Source organism: Streptomyces sp. NPDC107559 (assembly GCF_055657365.1).
Genome location: NZ_JBVKBD010000032.1, coordinates 21,057 through 41,447, shown reverse-complemented (window position 1 = coordinate 41,447; position 20,391 = coordinate 21,057). Strand labels below are relative to the sequence as shown.

At 70.3% G+C, this 20,391-nt stretch carries 17 protein-coding genes and 6 pseudogenes; 8 read left to right on the top strand and 15 right to left on the bottom strand.

Annotated elements, in window-relative coordinates:
* The first annotated feature begins 19 nt into the window (after positions 1-19).
* Both ACZ7OY_RS42760 and ACZ7OY_RS42755 read left to right on the top strand, forming a co-directional pair.
* Positions 20-1,186 carry a thiolase family protein gene (locus tag ACZ7OY_RS42760; protein ID WP_472250902.1) on the top strand — a complete coding sequence of 389 codons (1,167 nt, stop codon included), beginning with the start codon at positions 20-22 and terminating at the stop codon, positions 1,184-1,186.
* A 15-nt stretch (positions 1,187-1,201) separates the two neighbouring features.
* A complete protein-coding gene (locus ACZ7OY_RS42755; RefSeq protein ID WP_472250901.1) occupies positions 1,202-2,101 on the top strand; it encodes an acyl-CoA thioesterase in 900 nt (299 codons plus the stop codon).
* A 62-nt stretch (positions 2,102-2,163) separates the two neighbouring features.
* Here ACZ7OY_RS42755 and ACZ7OY_RS42750 read toward each other — a convergent pair whose 3' ends face one another.
* From ACZ7OY_RS42750 to ACZ7OY_RS42690, 13 genes are all read right to left on the bottom strand, one after another.
* The gene (locus tag ACZ7OY_RS42750; RefSeq protein ID WP_472250900.1) at positions 2,164-3,306 is read right to left on the bottom strand and encodes a CaiB/BaiF CoA transferase family protein; all 1,143 of its coding nucleotides are present in this window, start codon (positions 3,304-3,306) and stop codon (positions 2,164-2,166) included.
* A gap of 86 nt (positions 3,307-3,392) precedes the next feature.
* Positions 3,393-4,550, bottom strand: coding sequence for an acyl-CoA dehydrogenase family protein (locus ACZ7OY_RS42745; protein ID WP_472250899.1), 1,158 nt, complete (start codon positions 4,548-4,550; stop codon positions 3,393-3,395).
* Between the two features lie 80 nt (positions 4,551-4,630).
* Positions 4,631-5,434, bottom strand: coding sequence for an SDR family NAD(P)-dependent oxidoreductase (locus ACZ7OY_RS42740; RefSeq protein ID WP_472250898.1), 804 nt, complete (start codon positions 5,432-5,434; stop codon positions 4,631-4,633).
* Positions 5,435-5,457: 23 nt separating this feature from the next.
* Positions 5,458-5,850 carry a MaoC/PaaZ C-terminal domain-containing protein gene (locus tag ACZ7OY_RS42735; protein ID WP_472250897.1) on the bottom strand — a complete coding sequence of 131 codons (393 nt, stop codon included), beginning with the start codon at positions 5,848-5,850 and terminating at the stop codon, positions 5,458-5,460.
* A complete protein-coding gene (locus tag ACZ7OY_RS42730) occupies positions 5,847-6,305 on the bottom strand; it encodes a MaoC family dehydratase N-terminal domain-containing protein (protein WP_472250896.1) in 459 nt (152 codons plus the stop codon). The genes ACZ7OY_RS42735 and ACZ7OY_RS42730 overlap by 4 nt, the downstream gene beginning before the upstream one ends.
* 3 nt (positions 6,306-6,308) lie before the next feature.
* A complete protein-coding gene (locus tag ACZ7OY_RS42725; protein ID WP_472250921.1) occupies positions 6,309-7,496 on the bottom strand; it encodes a lipid-transfer protein in 1,188 nt (395 codons plus the stop codon).
* A 419-nt stretch (positions 7,497-7,915) separates the two neighbouring features.
* Entirely contained in the window at positions 7,916-8,146 is a 231-nt protein-coding gene (locus ACZ7OY_RS42720) for a hypothetical protein (protein WP_472250895.1), read from the bottom strand.
* Entirely contained in the window at positions 8,143-8,412 is a 270-nt protein-coding gene (locus ACZ7OY_RS42715) for a hypothetical protein (RefSeq protein WP_472250894.1), read from the bottom strand. Before ACZ7OY_RS42715 ends, ACZ7OY_RS42720 begins: the two co-directional genes overlap by 4 nt.
* An 80-nt stretch (positions 8,413-8,492) precedes the next feature.
* The gene (locus ACZ7OY_RS42710; RefSeq protein ID WP_472250893.1) at positions 8,493-9,746 is read right to left on the bottom strand and encodes an ABC transporter substrate-binding protein; all 1,254 of its coding nucleotides are present in this window, start codon (positions 9,744-9,746) and stop codon (positions 8,493-8,495) included.
* Positions 9,743-10,927 (bottom strand): branched-chain amino acid ABC transporter permease, encoded by a 1,185-nt coding sequence (locus ACZ7OY_RS42705; protein WP_472250892.1) that lies wholly within the window; start codon positions 10,925-10,927, stop codon positions 9,743-9,745. Before ACZ7OY_RS42705 ends, ACZ7OY_RS42710 begins: the two co-directional genes overlap by 4 nt.
* Positions 10,920-11,807 carry a branched-chain amino acid ABC transporter permease gene (locus ACZ7OY_RS42700; protein WP_472250891.1) on the bottom strand — a complete coding sequence of 296 codons (888 nt, stop codon included), beginning with the start codon at positions 11,805-11,807 and terminating at the stop codon, positions 10,920-10,922. Before ACZ7OY_RS42700 ends, ACZ7OY_RS42705 begins: the two co-directional genes overlap by 8 nt.
* Positions 11,804-12,676: an ABC transporter ATP-binding protein gene (locus tag ACZ7OY_RS42695; protein WP_472250890.1), complete on the bottom strand. Its 873-nt coding sequence runs from the start codon at positions 12,674-12,676 to the stop codon at positions 11,804-11,806. The genes ACZ7OY_RS42700 and ACZ7OY_RS42695 overlap by 4 nt, the downstream gene beginning before the upstream one ends.
* Positions 12,673-13,512, bottom strand: a complete 840-nt coding sequence (locus ACZ7OY_RS42690; RefSeq protein WP_472250889.1) for an ABC transporter ATP-binding protein — start codon at positions 13,510-13,512, stop codon at positions 12,673-12,675. Before ACZ7OY_RS42690 ends, ACZ7OY_RS42695 begins: the two co-directional genes overlap by 4 nt.
* A 407-nt stretch (positions 13,513-13,919) precedes the next feature.
* Here ACZ7OY_RS42690 and ACZ7OY_RS42685 point away from each other — a divergent pair.
* The 4 genes and pseudogenes from ACZ7OY_RS42685 to ACZ7OY_RS42670 form a co-directional block, all read left to right on the top strand.
* Positions 13,920-14,423 (top strand): annotated as a pseudogene (locus tag ACZ7OY_RS42685) (RsbRD N-terminal domain-containing protein); the annotation flags it as partial.
* 342 nt (positions 14,424-14,765) lie between these two features.
* Positions 14,766-15,380, top strand: a pseudogene (locus tag ACZ7OY_RS42680) (transposase); the annotation flags it as partial.
* 80 nt (positions 15,381-15,460) lie between these two features.
* A pseudogene (locus ACZ7OY_RS42675) lies at positions 15,461-15,802 on the top strand (transposase); the annotation flags it as partial.
* A 156-nt stretch (positions 15,803-15,958) separates the two neighbouring features.
* The gene (locus ACZ7OY_RS42670; protein ID WP_472250888.1) at positions 15,959-16,405 is read left to right on the top strand and encodes a hypothetical protein; all 447 of its coding nucleotides are present in this window, start codon (positions 15,959-15,961) and stop codon (positions 16,403-16,405) included.
* Between the two features lie 24 nt (positions 16,406-16,429).
* Here ACZ7OY_RS42670 and ACZ7OY_RS42665 read toward each other — a convergent pair.
* Positions 16,430-17,670 (bottom strand): annotated as a pseudogene (locus ACZ7OY_RS42665) (IS110 family RNA-guided transposase).
* Between the two features lie 455 nt (positions 17,671-18,125).
* Between ACZ7OY_RS42665 and ACZ7OY_RS42660 the strand changes: the two are divergent.
* Positions 18,126-18,365: pseudogene (locus tag ACZ7OY_RS42660) on the top strand (transposase); the annotation flags it as partial.
* 233 nt (positions 18,366-18,598) lie between these two features.
* On the opposite strand, the gene ACZ7OY_RS42655 reads toward ACZ7OY_RS42660, so the two are convergent.
* Positions 18,599-19,600 carry an ABC-2 transporter permease gene (locus ACZ7OY_RS42655; protein WP_472250887.1) on the bottom strand — a complete coding sequence of 334 codons (1,002 nt, stop codon included), beginning with the start codon at positions 19,598-19,600 and terminating at the stop codon, positions 18,599-18,601.
* 171 nt (positions 19,601-19,771) lie between these two features.
* Between ACZ7OY_RS42655 and ACZ7OY_RS42650 the strand changes: the two are divergent.
* Positions 19,772-20,193, top strand: a pseudogene (locus tag ACZ7OY_RS42650) (MarR family winged helix-turn-helix transcriptional regulator).
* Positions 20,194-20,391: the final 198 nt, after the last annotated feature.

Genomic DNA, 20,391 nt, shown 5'->3' with positions numbered 1-20,391 from the left:
CTCGGACAGGAGAACCTCTATGCGTGACGCAGTCATCGTCGACGCCGTACGCACCGCCGTCGGCAAGCGCGGCGGATCGCTCTCTCGGATGCACTCCGCCTCCCTCTCGGCCCATGTCCTGAACGCCCTCGCCGAACGCACCTCGCTCGACCCCGGTCTGGTGGACGACGTCATCTGGGGCTGCGCCGGCGCCGTCGGCATGCAGGCCGGATGTGTCGGGCGCGCCGCCGTCCTGGCCGCCGGCTGGCCCGAGTCCGTCCCCGGCCTGACCATCGACCGCCAGTGCGGCTCCTCGCAACAGGCCGTGCACCAAGCCGCCGCGGGCGTCATAGCCGGGCAGTACGACGTGGCCGTGGCCGGCGGCGTCGAGATCATGAGCGCCATTCCACTCGGCAGCGCCCGCTCCGACGGCCGCTTCGGCGAGCCCTTCGGGCCGGACGTCTGGGACCGCTACAACGGCGTCCGCTTCAGCCAGGGCGTGGGCGCACAGATGATCGCCGACGAGTACGGCATCACGCGCACCGAGATGGACCGGCACGGCCTCGACTCGCACCAGCGCGCGGCCCGCGCCATCGACAGGGGCGCGTTCGAGGGCCAGATCGCCCCGATCGCGGTCACCGACGAGGACGGCACGCAGCGGATCTTCGACACCGACGAGGGGGTGCGGCGCGGCTCCACCCTGGAGACGCTCGCCGGCCTCAAGCCCGCCTTCGGCGAGGGCGGTTCGATCACCGCGGGGAACGCCTCGCAGATCTCGGACGGGGCGGCCGCCCTGTTGGTCACCACGAGCGAGTTCGCCCGGTCCCAGGGCTGGACCCCCCTGGCGCGTGTCCACACGGCGGTCGTGGCGGGCACCGATCCCATCACCATGCTCAAGGGCCCCATCCCCGCCACCGCCAAGGCGCTCAAGAAGTCCGGCCTGTCGATCGGCGACATCGGGGCGTACGAGATCAACGAGGCCTTCGCCTCGGTGACCCTGGCCTGGCTGCGCGAGACCGGCGCCGACTACAAGCGGATGAACCCGCTCGGCGGCGCGATGGCGATCGGCCACCCCATCGGCGGTTCCGGCGCTCGCATCATGACCACCCTGGTCCACCACATGCGCGACAACGGCATCCGCTACGGACTGCAGTCCATGTGCGAGGGCGGCGGCATGGCCAACGCCACGATCCTCGAACTCGTCTGACCCCAGGAGCGACCGATGCTGCGGACCGCGCCGTCCGGCGACCACTCGCTGACCGCGTTCCTCTCTCTGGAGGAGGTCGAGGCAACCCTTTTCCGGGGCAGCTGTCACGCCGGGATGCCCCTGCGAGCCTTCGGCGGGCAGGTCGCGGCCCAGGCCCTTGCCGCCGCCGGCCGCACCGTGCCGTCGAGACGGTCCGTGCACTCCCTGCACGGCTACTTCCTCGGCCCCGGGGACACGGCTCGGCCGCTCCTCTACATGGTGGAACGGCTGCGTGACGGCGGGTCCCTGGCCACGCGCAGGGTGACGGCCGTGCAGAATGGCGAGGCGGTCTTCACTCTCTCGGCGTCCTTCAAGGACGCCGAGAACTCCTTCGACCGCCAGGTCGCCATGCCGCCGACCCCGGGGCCCGACGGGTCCCCCGACCTGTTCCGGCTGTGGGAGGAATCCTCACCCGACGACTACCAGCAGTCGATGTTCCCGCACGCGCTGGAGATCAGGCGGGTTCCCGGCCCTCCCGAGCCGACCTCGCCGGGACTCACGGAGCAGCGGCTCTGGATCCGCTCCGCCGACCGGCTGCCCGACGAGACGGCGCTCCATGCGGCGGCGTTCACCTACGCGTCGGACCTCTTCCTCGCACCCACCGCCGCGCTCTCCGTGGAACAGCCGCGGCCACTGCGGGGCAGGCCGTCGTCGGTCTTCCTGACCTCGCTCGACCACTCGGTGTGGTTCCACCGGCCGCTGCGCGCCGACGACTGGATGCTGTTCGTGCAGCGCAGCCCGTCGGCCGTGGACGGCCGGGGGCTCGCGTTCGCCGATGTGTGGAGCCAGGACGGGCGGCTGATCGCGAGCGTCGCCCAGGAGGCGCTGCTGCGTCCGGCGCGCACCCCCGCCGGCGGACCGTCCGGTTTGCCGTAAGCGAAGGCTCCCCGCCCGTGAGGACGGGGGACCTTCGTCAAGTCCGTGTCCGCGCCTCGACGTCAGATCATCGGCGCCCCGGCGTCCTGGGGGTCGAGCCCGGCCTCGCCGAGCACGGCCCGAGTGTCGGCACCGATCACGGGCGCCGGGCGGGGAGGGGCGGCGGGGGTGCCCAGGAAGCGCGGGGCCGGCGCGGGCTGGAGGAGGCCGCCGTCGGTGAGGTACGTGCCACGGGCAGCGTTGTGCGGATGCGCGGCGGCCTCCGTCAGGCTGTACACCGGGGTGACACAGGCGGAGGTGCCCTCGAAGGCGGCGGTCCACTCGTCCCGGGTGCGCGTCGCGAACACCTCGGCCAGCTTGCCGAACATCGCGGGCCAGGCGTCCCGGTCGTGCTGCCGGGCGAAGAGGGAGTCCCCGGTGAGGCCGAGAACGGTGAGGAACGCGGTGTAGAACTGCGGCTCGACACAGCCGACGGCCATATGGCCTCCGTCGGCCGTCCGGTAGGTGCGGTAGAAGGGCGCGGCGCCGTCGAAGAGGTTCGCACCGCGCCGGTCCTGCCATCGCCCGGTCGCCATGAGGCCGTGAATCAGGGCGAGTTGGAGGGCGGTGCCGTCAGTCATGGCGGCATCGACGACCTGACCGCGTCCGGTCCGCTGCGCGTGGACGAGAGCGGTCGTGATACCGAAGGCGAGCAGCATGCCGCCGCCTCCCATGTCCCCGACGAGATTGAGGGGGACCGGCGGGTCCTCGTCCTCGCCGCCCATCGCCCCGAGGGCGCCCGCGACGGCGATGTAGTTGATGTCGTGGCCGGGCACCTGAGCGAGCGGCCCGTCCTGTCCCCATCCGGTCATGCGGCCGTAGACCAGGCGGGGGTTGCGAGCCAGGCAGGCGTCGGGTCCGAGGCCGAGGCGTTCGGTGACGCCGGGGCGGAATCCCTCGATGAGGACGTCGACCGTCTCGACCAGGGCGAGGCCGACTTCGACGCCGGAAGGCGTCTTGAGGTCGAGGGCGACCGAGCGTCTGCCCCGGTGCAGCACGGGGTGCGCCGAGGGCCGTCCGGCGTCCGCAGGCCGTTCGACGCGGATGACGTCCGCGCCCTGGTCGGCGAGGAGCATGCCGGTGAACGGGCCCGGGCCGATGCCGCCGAGCTCGATGACCCGCACGCCGGACAGCGGGCCCGACGCGGGAGGGGGTGTGGTGGTCATGGAAGGGCCTTCCGGTCCTGTGCGTTCGGGTACGGGAAACCGGCCGCCCCGCCCGTCGGACGGGCGGGGCGGCCGGCGCTGACGGCTCAGAGGCCGAGGTCCTTGGCGATGATGGTCTTCATGACCTCGCTGGTACCGCCGTAGATCCTCGACACACGGGTGTCGGCGTAGAGGCGGGCGATGGGGTACTCCAGCATGTAGCCGTAACCGCCGTGCAACTGGAGGCACTTGTCGATGACACGGCCCGCGACCTCGGTGCTGAAGAGCTTGATCTTCGCGGCGTCGGCCGGGGTGAGCTCGTGGGTGTCGTCGAGCTCGATGCCCTTGTCCACGAGCGCCTGGAGCGCCTCGACTTCCGCCGCGCACTCGGCGAGGACGAACTTGGTGTTCTGGAAGGCGGCGACGGGCTTGCCGAAGACCTGGCGCTCCCGCACGTAGTCGCGGGCGAAGTTGATGGCGGCGGTGGCGGTGGCCACGGCGCCGACACCGATCGAGAGCCGCTCGCGCGGGAGGTTCTGCCCCAGGTAGGAGAAGCCCTTGTCCTGCTCACCGAGCAGATTCTCCACCGGGACGCGCACGTCGGTGAAGGACAGTTCGGAGGTGTCGGAGGAGCGCAGACCGATCTTCTCCAGCTTACGGCCGTACTCGAAGCCCTCGCTGTCGGTCGGCACCACGAACAGGCTCAGGCCGTGGCGGCGGTCCTGCTCGGTGGCCGGGTTGGTACGCGCCACCACGATGCACAGTTCGGCGTTGCGCGCGCCGGTGATGAAGGTCTTGGAGCCGTTGAGGACGTAGTGGGTGCCGTCCTCCGACAGCTTCGCCGTGGCGCGGATGCCAGCCAGGTCGGAGCCGGTGCCGGGCTCGGTCATCGCGATGCACAGCATCGTGTCGCCGGAGGCGATGCCCGGGAGCCAGCGCTTCTTCTGGTCCACGTCGGCCAGGCGCAGCAGGTAAGGCAGGACGATGCCCGTGGAGACGTTGTAGCTGCCGAAGTTGACGCCCTGGCGGGCGGTCTCCTCCAACATGATGGCCTGGTACCGGTAGCTGGTCGGTCCGGCGCCGTCGTACTCCTCGGGGATGTCGAAGCCCATCACACCGAGCGCGCCGAGCTTGCGGTACAGCTCGCGGTCGACGAGGTTGCCCCTCTCCCACTGCTCGAAGTAAGGCGTCACCTCCTTGGTGATGAAGTCCCGGATCATCGCCCGGAAGGACTCGTGCTCCTCGTTGTAGATGCTGCGCTTCATGTGCGTCCCTGCGATTCGGTTCGGAGTCTGGAAAGCGGCCCGGCCGGCGTCCCGGCGACGCCGGCCGCTTCGGTGCCGGATCAGCGGTTGCCAGCGTCCACGGTCAGCACCTGGCCGGAGACGTAGTTCGACTCCTGGGTGCAGAAGAGGTAGATGGCGCCGGCGGCCTCCTGCGGGGTGCCCGGACGGCCCAGCGGGATGGTCTTCGAGACGCTGGCCGCGGCGGTGGCGCTGATGCCGACCTTGATCTTCCGGCCCTCGATCTCGACGAAGGCGTCGTCGCCCGCGGTGGCCTCGGTCATGCGGGTGAGGATGAAGCCGAAGGCGACGGCGTTGACGTTGACCTTGTAGCGGCCCCACTCCTTGGCCATCGTCTTGGTCAGTCCGATGACACCGGCCTTGGCAGAGGAGTAGTTGGCCTGGCCGGCGTTGCCGTACTGACCGGAGACCGAGGAGACGTTGACGACCTTGCGGTGATAGTCGGTCGGGTTGGCCTTGATGTAGGGCTGGGCGGCACGCAGGATCCGGAACGGGGCCTTGAGGTGGACATCGAGGATGGCGTCCCACTGCTCATCCGTCATCTTCTGGATGACGGTGTCCCAGGTGTAGCCGGCGTTGTTGACGATGATGTCGAGGCCGCCGAAGGAGTCGATCGCGGTGTTCACGAACCGCTCGGCGAAGTCGTCCTCGACGACCGAGCCGACGCAGGCGACTGCCTTGCCGCCGGCGGCGACGATGTCGGCGACGGTCTCCTCGGCAGGCTCCTTATCGAGGTCGTTGATGACGACCGCAGCGCCTTCGGAGGCGAGCTTGAGCGCGACCTCGCGGCCGATACCACGGCCGGATCCGGAGACGAGGGCGACCTTGCCGTCGAGCGTACCCATGGTGAAAGTCCTTACGGGAGAGATCAGTTGCTGGCGGAGACGACGGCGGAGCCCTGGAGGGTCACGGTCCCGTCGGGGAGGGCCACGGTCAGGTCGAGATGGGCGAGGCCACCCTCGACGCGGGTGACCTTGCCGGTACAGACCGGCTCGGCGTTGACCGGCGTGATAGCGGAGAACCGCACGCCGTAGGAGCGGATCCGCTCCTGCGGGACCCAGTCGGTGATCAGGCGGCCCAGGTAGGCCATCGAGAGCATGCCGTGCGCGAAGACGTCCGGGATGCCGACGGCCCGGCAGGCGTCGGTGTCGATGTGGACCGGGTTGTGGTCGCCGGAGGCGCCCGCGTACAGCGCGAGGGTGGTCCGGGTGATCTTCGGCGCTCCGATGGTGAGGGAGTCGCCGGCCGTCAGCGTGGTCATCGGGTGGCCGCCTTCGGGTCGCGCACCACGATGGTGCCGGTGAGTGTGGCGATGGGTTCGCCGTCGCGGGTCACGTGGGTGTCACGGACGATGAACTCCAGAGCGCCGCCCTTCTTCGCGTACACGTCCTTCACCTCGGTGACGAACGTCAGTGTGTCTCCCGCGTACGCCTGGGCCTGGTAGGTGAACTCCTGGCCGCCGTGGAGCACGGTGCGGACGTCGATGCCCAGGTCGGTGAGGAAGGAGCTGCGCGCGGGATTGTCCATCTCCATGCAGAAGAGGAACGTCGGCGGCACAGGCAGATCGCGGTGGCCGGCGGCCTTGGCCGCTTCCAGATCGCTGTAGACCGCCTCGGTCTGGCCGGTGGCGCGGGCGAAGAAGCGGAGCCTGCCCCGCTCCGCCTCGGTGGCGAAGGCGGGGGTGCGGCTGCCGATGACGGCGGGATCGATGGGCATGGGTCAGGACACCTTCTCGAACAGGGTGACGACACCGGCGGTGCCGAGACCGAGGTTGTGCTGGAGGCCGAGCCGCGCGTTGTGGACCTGGCGGGCACCGGCGTCGCCGCGCAGCTGCCAGGTGATCTCCGCGGTCTGCGCGAGACCGGTGGCGCCGAGCGGGTGGCCCTTGGAGAGCAGACCGCCGGAGGGATTGGTGACGACGCGGCCGCCGTAGGTGTTGTCGCCGTCGAAGATGAACTTCTCCGCGCCGCCCTCAGGGCACAGGCCCAAGCCCTCGTAGGTGAGCACCTCGTTGACGGTGAAGCAGTCGTGCAGTTCGACCACGTCGACGTCGTACGGGTCGACGCCGGCCGTTTCGTACACCTCGCGGGCGGCGGCGCGGGTCACGTCGCTGCCGACGAGGGACATCGCGCTCTTCTTCTCGAAGAGGTCGTCCGCGTCGGACTCGAGCGTCTGCGCCGCGATGGCGACCTTCGGGGCCAGTCCGTGGCGGCGGGCGAAGTCCTCGGAGCAGACGATCGCCGCGGCCGCGCCGCAGGTGGGCGGGCAGCACTGCAGGCGGGTCAGGGGACCCGACATGCGCGGGGAATCGAGGACGTCCTGCTCAGTGATCGGGTCGCGGAAGACCGCGTACGGGTTGTTCGCCGCATGGCGGCGCGCCTTGACCGAGACCTTGGCGAAGGTCTCCGCCTTCATCCCGTACTTCTCCATGTACTCCAGGCCGGCAGCGCCGAAGTATTGCGGGGTCATCGGGAGGGCCGGGTCGACCTCGTGGACCTCCTTCAGGCTGGTGATGAAGTCGGTCAGCGGCAACGGCCGATCGGTCCACTTGGGGGTGAGGGCACCGGGCGACATCTGCTCGAACCCGACGGCGAGCGCGCACTCGATGACACCGCTCTCGACCGCCTGGCGTGCCAGCCACAGCGCCGAGGAGCCGGAGGCGCAGTTGTTGTTGACGTTGAGCACCGGCACCCGGGTCCTGCCGAAGCGGTAGACCACCCGCTGTCCGCAGGTCGAGTCTCCGTAGACGTAGCCCGCGTAGACCTGCTGGATCTTGTCGTACGACAGCCCCGAGTCGGCCAGGACCGCGGCGACCGCGCCCGCGCCCATCTCGTCGTAGGTCGCGGCGGCGCTCGGCTTGGCGAAGGGAACCATACCCACGCCGGCCACCAGCACTCTGCGGCTCATCATTCCTCCCAAACCTTGGTTATCGCAAATTCACTTTCCCCTCGTGTAGCCGTACTGTCAAGGGCTTCCATGACACATGAAAGTAGTTGATGCCGAGAATCTCTCCCCGCGCAGCCGCGCTCGGGCCCGACGACGAGGCAGCCGGGCCGCAGCGCGGAAGAGAATTGTGGTTAACCTCTTGCGCGCGCCTCAGGCGCGAGCGGCGAGCCAGGCCGCGTCGCGTCGCGGGGATGGACCAGCAGGAGGGCCACGGCGGCTCCGGCGATCACGCTCAGGCCGAGCCCCCATGCCGGCCAGCCCGAGACGACCAGGCGGTTGCCGAAGATGCTGATGTAGCCGGCGTCGTTGGCCAGCGTGCCGAGCCCGAAGCGGTGCTCCGGGCGGCGAGGTAGAGGTTGCCGTCCGACGCGACCACGCCGTCACGGGCGTTGATCAGGTCGGTGCGCAGGGAGGAACCGAGGACTTTGCCCTTGCTGCCCTCGAACGCGAAGATCGAAGACCGGCGCGCGGGTCGACGCTGTTCGGTGCTTGATGCCGAACATGAAGACGACGTCGTCGGCCGCCGCCGCACCGCGCAGGCCGGTCGTCGCCTTCAACAGCGGGTCCTCCGTCGGGGTGATGTCCTCGGTGCTGTGGGTGTCCACGCTCACCCGCAGGACCTGTGGGGTCCTCGCGTCACCGAGGCGGGCGCCGAAGCGCTCGGCGCCCGCGCCCTCGCCGTACTCGCAGACGTGTCCTCGATGAGGTTGGGCTGGACATCCACCGTCGACATGAAGGTGGAGGCGGTGGCGCAGGCCACGTTGGCCAGGGGGCCGAAGTAGGCGTAGTCGCCGGAGCGGGCGGCGCTCCAGATGTACGAGCCGTTGATCCGCAGCTGGTAGCCGACGGCGCACGAACCGTCTGTGCCCAGGGCCAAGGCAACCCTGGGTTGCGTCAACAGGCACAGGGGACGGGTGGTCCGCGGCCCCCGATCGGGGGCCGCGGACCACCCGCGGATCAGTCCAGTTTGGCGAGGTACGCGGCCACCGCCGGCGACTCGAAGGAGTCCTTCACGCCCACCAGCCCCCCGGGGACCCCCTTCTTGGGCGCCAGGACGAAGGACTCGGAGCTGCTGGGCCGGTTGGGCCGGGAGAAGTCCAGCGGGGCGCCGAGTCCGAGGTCGAAACCGGTCTGGCGACGGTGGGCGGCGACGATGCCCTTCCGGCTCAGGTCCTTGGCGGCACAGGCCTGCTTGAGGTCCTCGATCGCGACCGCCATGGTGTTGCGGCCGGCCTCCACGCCTTGGTCGATGGGCTGCCCGGGATACGCGGCACGGTAGTCGGCCAGCAGCTTATGGACCACGGGCTTGTCGCTGCTCATCGCGGGCGTGGGCGACACGACCTTGAGCAGCTTGAGGACGGCAGGGGCGGCCGGGCTGTCGAGGAGCTGTGGGACGAAGCCGGCGGCGTAGGAGAGGAACGGCACCTGGAATCCGGAGGCGGCGACGCCGACGACCGAGGCGGTCTGCTTCGGGCCGACCGTGACCACGACCGCCTTGACCCCCGCCTTGCGCAGTGCGGCGACCTGGCCGGTCATGTCCTGGTCGGTGGGCTTGACCTTCTGGGTGACGAGCTTCAGCCCGTGCTGTGCCGCGGCGAACGTGGCTCCGGCGAGCGCGTTCTCGCCGGCGTCGCCCTCGACGTAGATCTGCCCGATCCTGTCTCCCCGCTTGAGTCCGGCGTCCTTCACGAGGAAGTCGAGTCCGTTGATCATGTCGACGTCGTAGGTGCTGTTGATGACCTGGAGGCTGCGGTGCCCGAGCAGGCTGGACGAGTAGCCCACCGCGGTGGTCATGAGCGAGTCGTCGTCCACCCGGTCCAGCAGGGCGGCGATCACGGGCGACCCTACGAGGCCGGGCATCGCGGCGATCTGCGGTTCGATCTCCGTGTACTGGGCGACGGCCTTCTGCACGTCGTAGCCATGGTCCCGGACGACGAGTTTGAGCTTGCGGCCGCAGACGCCGCCCGCGGCGTTGGTCTGCTTCACGTACAGCTGTTCGGACTGGAGGATGGTCTTGCCCAGGGGCGCGAACGGGCCGGAGATGTCCGTGAGGACGCCGAGTCTGATGGTGTCGGCGGTCACGCCGGGGCCGCCCTTCACGCCGCCCGCCTGGTCGGTGGCCGTACCGCCGCCCTTGGTGCTGCATCCGGACAGTACAGCCGCCACGAGGGATGCGGCGACGGCGACGGTGAGACGCTTCTTCGAGATCACGCGCTGTGCTCCTTGGTCGAATCGGTGCGAGGGCTTGTTCCGGAAGCGGAGGCATCCGGCCGGAACGGGTTCGGCAAACGGCCGCGCCACGAGCGGAGGAGGCCGGCGAGGCCGCCCGGGGCGAAGAGCAGGACGAGCAGGATGGCGGCGCCGTACAGGAAGCGGGCCGCGTCCGACGGGGCCAGGCCGCCGTCCGGCGCTCCGGGCGGGGCGACCAGCGGCAGGACGTCGGAGTAGCGGGCGAACAACTGCGGCAGCAGGGTCACGAACACGGCTCCCGCCACGGCGCCGCCGACGGAACCGAGACCGCCGATCACGATCATGGCGAGGTAGTCGATCGAGAGCATGAGGCTGAAGTAGTCGGGGACCACCCGGCTCACGACCAGGGCCACGAGCGCGCCCGCAGCCCCCGCGTACATCGAGGAGGCGGCGAAGGCCGCCGCCCGGTAGCGGGTGCCCGCCACCCCCATCACGACGGCGGCGGTCTCGCTGTCGCGGAGGGCACCGAGGGCGCGCCCGGGCCGCCCCGCGGTGAGCTGCCGCGCCGTCGCCCAGGCGACCAGGACGAGCAGCAGCCCGAAGTACCAGAGCCTCTCCAGGGCGCCGAAGGGCACACCCAGCACTGTCAGTCCGTCCGCCGGACCGTCGGTGAAGGCGAAGCCGAAGAGCTCCATCGGCGGGACCGAGCGGCCGTTGAATCCGCCGGTCACGGCGGTCATGTTCTGCAGGGCGTGCTGCCCGAGGAAGACGAGTGCCAGGGTGGCGACGCCGAGGTACATGCCGCGGACCCGGCCGGAGATGGGGCTGAGCAGCACGCCGGCCAGCCCGACGAGCAGGATGCCCGCGCCGAAGGCGAGGACGGGAGGCAGGCCGAGACCGGCCAGTTCGACGCTCCCCGCCCGGCCGGGCTCGCCCGCCGCCCAGGTGTACCCGTAGGCGCCGATCGAGAGGAAGAAGGCGTGGCCCAGGGACAGTTGTCCGGCCGTGCCGGTGAGGAGGTTGATGCCGAGGGCTCCGACGATCGCCGCCATCGCGAAGAGCCCGGCCTGGAGCCAGAACCCGTCCACGTACAGAGGGAGGGCCAGGAGCACAGCGGCCGCGAGGAGGACCGCGCCTCGGCGGGCGGGTAGGCGCAGGGTTCCGGTGTACCAGCGGAGCAGCGCCGGGAAGGTCTCAGACACGGGTCAGCTCCTTGGAACCGAAGAGGCCGTGGGGGCGGATCAGGAGCACCAGGACCATCACCGCGTACGGCGCGACGCCGGCGAGTCCTTCGCCGAGGAAGCTCAACTCGTCCTGGTAGCCGACGGCGAACGCCTCCGTCAGCCCGATGACGAGGCTTCGCGCGAGGGCCCCGCCGACGGAGTCCATGCCGCCGAGGATCGCTGCGGGGAAGGCCTTGAGCGCGATCTGGCCGGTGGCGCGGTCCAGACCCGGCGTGGGGAACGCGGCGAGGAACACCGCCGCCACGGCGGCGAGCGCCCCGGCCAGGCACCAGGCGGTCAGCTGCAGCCGGCCGAGACGGACGCCCATGAGGGCGGCCGCTTCCCGGTCGGTGGCCGAGGCGCGCAGCGCGAGACCCCAGGACGTGTGCCGGAAAGCCAGGAGGAAGCCGGCGATGAGGAGTCCGGCGATCACGAGCGACGCGACCCTGGCGTCCGGCACGGTGACGCCGAGGATCCGCGTCACCTGGGAACCCCACGGGTCGCCGAGGTCCAGCACGTCGGCGCCGATGCGCCGGGTCAGCTCGGTGGCGAGGACGACGTCGACGCCGATGGTGAGGATCGCGAGCGTCGCTGGCACCGCCCCTCTGCTCCGGCGCAGGACGAGCGCTTCGAGGACGGCGGCCGCGCCCGTGCAGACGAGGGCGACCGCGACGGCACCGGCGAAGCCGAGCGCAGAGTGCAGCCGGGCGACGAGGTAGCCGCCGAGAAGCAGCAGCGAGCCGTGGGCGAAGTTCATCGCCCCGGACGCCCGGAAGATCACTACGAAGCCGAGGGTGACCAGGGCGTAGACCGAGCCGAGGGCCAGGCCGTTGAAGAGTGTCTCGGTCAGGGTGGTCATGCGGGTGCTTCCTCCTGGAGGGTGCCGTCCGGGTCCGCGGCCGTGGGCTCATCTCCTTCGTCGGGTTCGCCCGCGCCGAGATAGGCGCGGATCACGGCGGGGTCGCGCTGGACGGCCTCAGGGCTGCCGCCGCCGATCCGGCGGCCGAAGTCGAGGACGGTGACCTCGTCGGCGAGCCGCATCACGAGGCCCATGTCGTGCTCGACGAGGAGGACGGACAGCCCGAGGGCTTCGCGTACGTCGGCGATCGTGTCCGCCATCGCGGCCCGCTCTGCGGTGTTCATGCCGGCGACGGGCTCGTCGAGGAGGAGCACGCTCGGCTCCATGCACAGCGCCCTGGCCATCTCGACCCGCTTGCGGTCGCCGTACGGAAGGGCGGCGACCGGGGTGTCGAAGACCGGGCCAAGTCTGAGGAAGTCCGCGATCTCCCGGGCTCTTTCGCGGTGGTGCCGCTGTTCCCGGACCGCTCCAGGAAGGCGCAGCGCCGTGGCTGTGAACCCGGCCCGGGTCAGGGTGTGACGGCCGAGCATGAGGTTCTCGGCGACGGTGCCTCGGGTGAGGACGATGTTCTGGAACGTTCTCGCCACGCCCAGGGCGGCGATCCGGTGCGGAGGCAGCGCGGTCAGTTCGTCGTCGCCCAGGCGGACGCTGCCCGAGGCGGCTCGGTAGACGCCGGAGAGCACGTTGAAGCAGGTGGACTTGCCCGCGCCGTTCGGCCCGATGACGGCGTGGATGGTGCCCGGCGCGACGGTGAAGCCGACGGAGTCGAGGGCCACGAGACCTGCGAAGCGCACGGTGACGCCCTTGACGGTCAATGGGGGTACGCCGTCGGCGAAGGTCCGGGCGGCGGGGCGGCGAAGGGCCCTCACGACGACCACCTCCGCAGGCGGGGCGGGGCCGCGCTCGCCGTCGCCGGCTCCGGTTCTCCGGCCAGCCCGGTGTCCTCGGGGGCTTCCCCGAGGTAGAGCTGCCTCACCGCGTCGGTGGCCGCAAGCTCCGCCGACGGGCCCGTGAGCCGCACCTCCCCTACGTCCAGTACGTAGGCGTGCTGGGCGAGTTCGAGGGCGACGGCGGCGTTCTGCTCGACGAGCAACACCCCGACGCCCTGGCGGTGGATCTCCGCCACGACCCGCGCGATCCGCCCCACCATCCGCGGCGCGAGGCCGAGGGAGGGCTCGTCGAGCAGCAGCAGGCGGGGGTCCGCCATCAGCGCCCGGCCCATCGCAAGCATCTGCTGCTCCCCGCCGGAGAGCAGCCCGGCGGCCTGGTCATGACGGTCGGCGAGCACGGGGAACAGGGCGTGGACCCGGTCGCGCGCTGCCCTGCGCTCGGCGGAACGCCGTCGGCGTGGGCCGAGTTCACCGGCCGCCAGGTTCTCCGCGACTGTCAGGCCGGCGAAGACCCGGCGTCCTTCGGGTACCTGGACGACACCGGCGGCGACGAGGTCGGCCGCCGCCGCGCCCGTCAGATCCCGGTCTCCGACGCGGACCGTACCGGCGTCGACGGAGCCGCCGTACAGTCCCAGGGTGCCCGAGATGGCCCGCAGCAGCGTGGATTTGCCCGCGCCGTTGGCACCGAGGACCGTGACGACGCCGCCTGCGGGCACCTTCAGCGAGACCCCGCGCAACGCGTGGACGGACCGTCCGTAGGTCACGTGCAGACCGGTGACCTCCAGGGCACCTCCTGACGAAGGTGGTGGACTCATGAGTTGGCTCCTTGCGGCAGGTGGGGCACGTACGCAACTGCCGCGAGGGGGTTCACCGTGCGGGACTCGACACCGCTCCCGGCTCCCCGCGGCAGGAGCTACGGGAGCAGGACGGCGGGCCGCCGCCAAGAGTGATCGGCGAGGTGGAGCGACGCACACTTCCGGTAGGTCTCCGGACTGTGCCAGCCCACCAATTTGCCTCCGGCTCTGGCCCCGGCCGCCCGGGTGCGCTACCTTCCCCGCTCCAGGCAGTGCCGGAGGGCGAGTCCTGATAGATCCGCAGGTCAAGGTTGTGTCTCGGCCCCTTCCGGAGAGAGCGGCCCGACGGTAAGAACGCTGATGCGGCACCGCGGACGCCCTTGTGCCCCGTTCCGTTCGATGCCGTGGCAGCCTGCAAGGAGGTTCGGATGGCATCGCCCTCGCCGACGGACGGACCGCCCCTTCTGGGCCCGTCCCACCGCGAACTGCTCCAGACGTCGGCGCGACTCGTACGCCGACGGGTCACGACCTTCACCGAGCGCCTGGTCGAGCACGTCCGGGAGAAACACCCGGCGTACAGGTCCCCTCTGACGGTCCCGCCCGATTTCGCCGCCGAGGCGACGGCCGCCGTGGCAGCGGGGCTGGACGGTCTGGCCGACCCCCTGCGCAGCGGGGCGTCCGCCGAGTACCTGACGTGGGTGGGAGGCCACCGGGCCCGGCAAGGGTTCCCCCTGAAGGCCATGAGGTCCGCCTACCGGACGGCCGGCGATCTGCTGTGGCTGGCGCTGGTGCGCGAGGGCGAGGCCCACGGCCCGGAGGGCACCCGGCTCATGGTCCGGGCCGCGGCGGAGGTGTGGGACATGTTCGAGCGGGACAGCCGGTTGATGGTGGACGCCTACCTGAGGGTCGGACACGACACCGCCGTCGGCGCGGAGGAACGGAGGACGGCCCTCGACTCGCTGCTGTGGGGGCGGCCCTCCGCGCGCGAGGCAGCCGACGCGGCCGCCGTGCTGGGTCTTCCCCGGTCGGGGCGATTCGTCGTGGCGGTCGTCCGTCCGGGCGGGCGCCCCGGACGCGACGCCACCGCCGGCACCGCGACCCCGGACAGGCTCCTCGTCCACCGGGCGTCCTCGCCGGGCCGCGAGCTGCTCCTCGCCGAGCTCGGGCCCCTGGGGATCGACGACTTCGCCGCCGCCCTGGTCCCCCCGTACGGTGCCCTGATCGGAGTGAGTCCCGTCGTGGACGGCCCTCGGGCGGCGCACCGGGCGCGTGAGCGGCTGGCGACCTGGCTACGCAACCGCAGCATTCGCAACGCCGACCAGCTGGCGGAGACGGCCTCCCAGGCCGCCGAGCGCCAGCACACCAGCCTGCCCAGCGAGAGGCTGATCGCACGGATGGTGCACACGCTGGCGAAGGAGGTAATGGCTCTCAACCTGCAGGTTGCCGAGCTCGACAAACTCATCGAGGCCCGGTTTCGCGACCACCACCACTTTGACGTGATCACCAGCATGCCCGGGCTGGGCATCATCCTCGGTGCCGAGTTCCTGGCCGCCACCGGCGGAGACATGACCGTCTTCGGAACCTCCGACCGCCTCGCCAGCTTCGGCGGCGTCGCGCCGGTTCCACGTGACTCGGGCAAGATCAGCGGCAACCTGCGTCGGCCCCAGCGATACAACCGCCGCCTCCAACGCGTCTTCTACACCTCCGCGCTGTTCAGCATCCGAAGGAGCGAGGAGTCCCGCCGCTTCTACGATCGCAAACGGGCCGAGGGCAAGCGCCACACCCAAGCCGTCCTCGCTCTCGCCCGCCGTCGCGTCGACGTTCTCTGGGCTCTTCTACGCGACCAACGATGCTACGAGCCGACTCCGCCGACAGCCCTCGCGACTTGACAAACGACATTAGAAATCGTTTCAGAATGAGTTGAGCTGCGGGTCTTGTGCTGGACGATCTTGGTCGGCAGGGTGTCCGGGTGCGTGCTGATCTTGTTCCGGACGACCTGTGGGAGGGGGTGGCCCCGTTGCTGCCACCCGCTCCCGAACGACGCCACCGGCATCCCGGGCGGTTGCGTGTTCCTGACCGAACAGCACTCGCCGGTGTCCTGTTCGTGCTGCGGACCGGTGTCGCCTGGCGAGACGTCCCGGCGGAGACCGTGGGCTGTTCCGGCGTGACGGCCTGGCGCCGGCTACGGGACTGGACCGAGGCCGGCGTCTGGCCACGCCTGCACGCCGCCCTGCTGACCGAGCTGCGCCGTGCCGACCTGCTGGACCTGGACGACTGCTCCGTGGACGGCTCGCACGTCCGGGCCCTCAAAGACATCTCAGGGGGTTAACAAGTCAAGCCGTCTGCCGGGTCGGGACGACGGCAAGCCGGGGCGTGCTTCAACGATCTGCATACGTCACCATGGTCTGCCGGGCGGGACAGCAGGTGGTGGCCCGGTAGGAGCGGTCTGTCGGTGAGGGTGGGGTCCGTGGATCAGAGCGAAGACCAGATCTTGGCTGAGGAGCTTGCTGCTCTTGGCGCAGTGGGCGGGGGTAGTGGTCGTTTGGTTCGAGTGGTGGCTAAGTTGATGAGGAAGAACGTCCATGAGGTCGATCTGCTTGTTCCCTTGCCGTTCGACGATGCGGTGAAGTGCGTCTCCGGTGTGCTCGGGAGGGCGGGCCGCGTCATCGAGGCCGTACCGGTTCGCCTGGGTGAGGACGAAACTATCCGCATCGTCGCCAGCGGCGGTGCTGCCGGTCTGAATCCCGTAGTGGTGACCGCGCGAGTGCTGAAGGCCGATGGTGACAGCTCGGAGATCTGGCTTCGCGCAGCTGCCAAAGAGGGTCTGATCAGGCAGCGAGCTGGGGAGAAGACAGCAGTCCGTCTCGCCGCCCAGTTGAGCAGGGCAACCGGAGCGGACAAGGCAGGCGGGTGAGCGGCAAGCCGACAGCGGCCCCAACTATGTCTGAGTGCTCGACGCTTCCTGAAGCAGAGCCATCGGGGCGAAGGCGCGTTGTTCGTCGAAGAACTGCCCGTTCTTGAGGCAGTGATGGAGCTGGCCGAGGAAGCGGTTTAGCAAGTGCCGTTGTGCGGCGGCGTGCCAGTCGCCGTGTTCTCGTCGACGCCGGTAGTGCGCGTTCGCTCCGGGTGAGGCGGTGAGGGCGGCGAAGGCCCAGTGAAAGCCGGCGTTGATGAGGCGGTTGTTCTTGACGAACCGGCGGCCGACGAACCGCTTCTTGCCGGAGGCCCGGGTGATGGGCGCGGATCCGGCGTACGACTTCAACGCCCGGCCGTCGGTGAACCGTGCCCGGTCGTCGCCCAGCTCGGCGAGCACGCGGGCGCCGAGCATGGGCCCAAGGCCCGGGAAGCTGAGCAGGATCTCGCTGTCGGTGTGCTGGTGAAAGGCGGCTGTGGCCGCCTCCGCGAGGTCGTCCGCAGCCTGGCAGGTGGCGTCCAGCTGCTTCAGCAGGGCCAGGAGCTGGTGGCCGAAGGCGTCCTCGACGCCGGGGAGCTGGTGGGCGTACTGGGCGCGGAAGACGCCCCGCAGCCGCGGAGGCGGCCACTGCGTTTGAGGGCGGTCCGCAACTGGGCGAGGGTGAGCTTCGCGGCCTTGGTCGGAGTCGGGGCCAAAGTGAGGACGACACGGGCATCAGCCCTGGTCAGACCGCCTTGCTTGCCCTGGAAGGCCAGCAGAGCAGCAGGGTAGTACTCGCGTAGCAGCGAGCGGACCTGGTTGGCGACCTGCTGCCGAGCCCAGACGGCGTCCTGCTGGGCTCGGGCCAGGACCGTGATGACCTGGGCGAGTTCGGAATCCGCCGGCAGGGGCCGGTGGGCATACATGTCGGTGCGCAGAATGTTCGCAAGAACCAGAGCGTCGCCCGGGTCGGACTTCTTTCGGCTGACGCCGTGGCGGTCGCGGTATCGGGCGGCGGCGAGCGGATTGATGGCGAAGACCCGGCGGCTGCCGGTGCGCAGGCTCGCGACCAGGAGGCCGTGGCTGGTCTCGATGGCCACCGGTATTGGATCGTCTGGGCTGTCACCGTGCTCGGCCAGGAGGGCCAGGAGCTGGTGGTAGCCGGCCGCGTCGTCGGTGATACGGGCCTTGGCGAGCAGGGTGCCGGCTTCGTCGACGAGGGCGACGTCGTGGTGTCGCTCCGCCCAGTCGATGCAGCAGAACACGGTCAAGCTGTCCTCCCGAATCCGTACGTTTATGCAGGTCACGAGCACATGCGGGTCGCGCGGCGCCCTAATCCAAGGACTCGTTGGTCCGCCATCTCAGTAGCCGTTCGCGACACCAGCGCACTCCAGGGGCTCGATCTGTCTGCAGAGCTCACAGGCTCGCGGATGAACAAGAGGTCGACCCTGGAGAGGGCTCGCGCCGTGACGATCAACGTTCGAGCAGTCGCCGCGAGTTCCGCGGTGATCACGGAGGCGCCGGGCTGCGCCGCTCTTGACAGAGGCCTCACGGGCCCGGGGAAACGGAGGCATCAGCCCGGCGCCCGCGTCATCACCGCGGACCCCGCAACGGACAGCGATGCCGCTCTTTGAGGAGGCCTTGACGGCCAGGGGGGATCCAGGCATTCGCTGTCCTGCGCGAGCAGTTGCCCCCGGGGCGTTGCATGGGCCCGGGCCGTCTGCTTACGCACTGGATTAGGGGGGACCATGTTGGCCCCTCGCCCGTCGACCGCGCTCGCCCCGGCTCCAAGCACCGCCTGATCGTCGACCGGCACAAAACCCCGCTCGCCGTCGTGCTCACCGGCGGCAACCGACACGACGTCACCCAGCTCCTGCCCCTGCTCGACGCTGTCGCGCCGATTCGGGGAACTCGGGGACGTCCCCGCCGCAAGCCCCGGCGTCTGTATGCGGACCGGGGCTACGACTTCGACAAGTACCGCTAGGTGTTTCGAAAGTGGCGTCGTCCGCCCGAAGGGCGGGCCCGGCGGCGTCCGGTGCGTGCGGTCGCAAGGCGGAGGGCCGCCCCGGTACTGGATGTATCGGGGTGATCCCGACAACGCGGCGAGCGTGCGTGCCAGACGTCGCCGGGCAGACGGGACTTTCGAAACACGCCCAGGGCCTGCTCACGCCGAACGGTTCGAGGAGGTTCCGGCCCGCGAGCTTCGGGCCTGCGTCAGACGGCGACGGCCTCGCCCATCTCCTCCTCCGTGTCCCGCTCCGCGGTCGTCGGCACCGGGGCGGGCGAGGCGGCCCGTGGTCCGCGCCGCTCGGCCATGTCCGCCGCGGCGAGCGCGACGAGGCCGACTCCGAGCCAGATGACCAGCGAGACGACCCGGCCGCCCAGGCCCGAGCCGGAGGGGAAGTAGAGGACACCGCGGACGCCCTCGACGAATCCCGCCCCGTTCCAGAAGGCGTGCAGGGCCCCGAAGAAGCCGTTTTGCAGTTCGAGGCGGAAGATTCCGCCCGAGGTCGTGAAGTTGAGCATCACGAAGAGCGTCATCATCGCCAGCGTGGTCCACCGCTTGAGGAAGGTGTGCAGGCCGATACCGATGGCGAGGATGCCCGCCGAGTAGAGCCAGGCCAGGCCCCACACGGAAGCAAAGTCGTGGTCGACGATGTCGAACACCGGACCGGCCAGGACCATGCCGATGGCGCTGACCACCAGCGAGGTCGCCAGGCCGATGGCGGCGCGGGTCCACAGTCGCAGGGCGGCACCGGCCGCGCTGATGGCGGCGACGCTGGCGTAGGAGCCGATGCTGATCGTCACCAGGACGAAGAAGAGTCCCTGACCGGTGGGGTCCCCGTGGGCGGTCGGTGCCACGTCGGTCACCTCCAGAACTGCCTGCTGCCTGTCCGCCACCATCCGGAAGACGCTCTCGGCGGCCATGGCCGTGGTGTCGGAGTTGGCCTTGGCGACCAGCAACTGCGGATGCTTCGCGGACGGGACGTACGCGCCCGCCAGATCCCGGTCCCTCAAGCGGTCCACGGCGACGTCGCGCGTCGGGACGGTCGTGACGTCGAGAGCGTCACCGGCCTTGTCCTTGAGGCTCTGCGCCAGAACCTGCACCCGCGGACCGGTCCCGACGACGGCCACCTTCATACCGTGCGGCTCGGGGGCGTGGAAGGCACTCAGGTAGGCGAGTCCCATACCCAGGCACATCAGCAGTGGGGTCACCAGGTGGAGGACGACGTGTCCAACACTCCGTCCCGGACGGGAAGCCGCGTGCGCGGAAGCTTCTCTCGGGACGGCGGAGGCCGCGGCAGCGGTCGTGGAGGGCACCCTTCATGTGATTGGCAAATACAACCTTGTTATTTGTATAATACATCTACTTTGGAGGAGGTCCCGATGCCGGCCCGTGACGAAGCCATCGCCGTGATCCAGCGCGAGCTCACCGCGTTCGCGCGCCGCGCCCGTACGCGCGCGGCGCAGATACACCCCGAACTGACCCTGGTGGCCTACTGCATGCTCGACCACATGAAGGGGCGGGGGGCTGCCGCGGCACCGACCTGGCGACACACTTCCTGCTCGACAAGTCCACGGTCAGCCGGCAGATCGCCGTGCTGGAGCGCAGCGGGCTGATCGAGCGCGCCACCGATCCCCGCGACCAGCGGGGGCAGATCCTCCGGCCGTCCGAGCAGGGCCTGCGGCTGCTGGAGCGGGCGAACGAACGGCGCCGGGCCGCCTTCGCGCACCGCTTCGCCGACTGGCAGGACGCGGACCTGCAACAGCTGGCCCATCACCTCCAGCGCTACAACGCGGCCGGCTGAGCCACGCCAGGCGCCTCCCTCCGCGGGCATGGGCTGTCCCGGGAGGCGGTCCGGCCCGATGAGCACACTCCCCCGGGGGAAACAAAAGGGCTGTGGGGGGCGGGGGGCTTCCTAGTGACCCCGCCCCCCCCCCCCCCCTTTTTCTCCCCGCGTTTCCCGTCTGGGGGGGTCCCCCCTTTCCGACATGGACCCGGGACC

What these genes read in the sequence shown, in the direction of transcription:
- ACZ7OY_RS42760 (WP_472250902.1), top strand. Translation starts at nt 20, where the DNA reads ATGCGTGACGCAGTCATCGTCGACGCCGTACGCACCGCCGTCGGCAAG.
- ACZ7OY_RS42755 (WP_472250901.1), top strand. Translation starts at nt 1,202, where the DNA reads ATGCTGCGGACCGCGCCGTCCGGCGACCACTCGCTGACCGCGTTCCTC.
- ACZ7OY_RS42750 (WP_472250900.1), bottom strand. Translation starts at nt 3,306, where the DNA reads ATGACCACCACACCCCCTCCCGCGTCGGGCCCGCTGTCCGGCGTGCGG.
- ACZ7OY_RS42745 (WP_472250899.1), bottom strand. Translation starts at nt 4,550, where the DNA reads ATGAAGCGCAGCATCTACAACGAGGAGCACGAGTCCTTCCGGGCGATG.
- ACZ7OY_RS42740 (WP_472250898.1), bottom strand. Translation starts at nt 5,434, where the DNA reads ATGGGTACGCTCGACGGCAAGGTCGCCCTCGTCTCCGGATCCGGCCGT.
- ACZ7OY_RS42735 (WP_472250897.1), bottom strand. Translation starts at nt 5,850, where the DNA reads ATGACCACGCTGACGGCCGGCGACTCCCTCACCATCGGAGCGCCGAAG.
- ACZ7OY_RS42730 (WP_472250896.1), bottom strand. Translation starts at nt 6,305, where the DNA reads ATGCCCATCGATCCCGCCGTCATCGGCAGCCGCACCCCCGCCTTCGCC.
- ACZ7OY_RS42725 (WP_472250921.1), bottom strand. Translation starts at nt 7,496, where the DNA reads ATGAGCCGCAGAGTGCTGGTGGCCGGCGTGGGTATGGTTCCCTTCGCC.
- ACZ7OY_RS42700 (WP_472250891.1), bottom strand. Translation starts at nt 11,807, where the DNA reads ATGACCACCCTGACCGAGACACTCTTCAACGGCCTGGCCCTCGGCTCG.
- ACZ7OY_RS42690 (WP_472250889.1), bottom strand. Translation starts at nt 13,512, where the DNA reads ATGAGTCCACCACCTTCGTCAGGAGGTGCCCTGGAGGTCACCGGTCTG.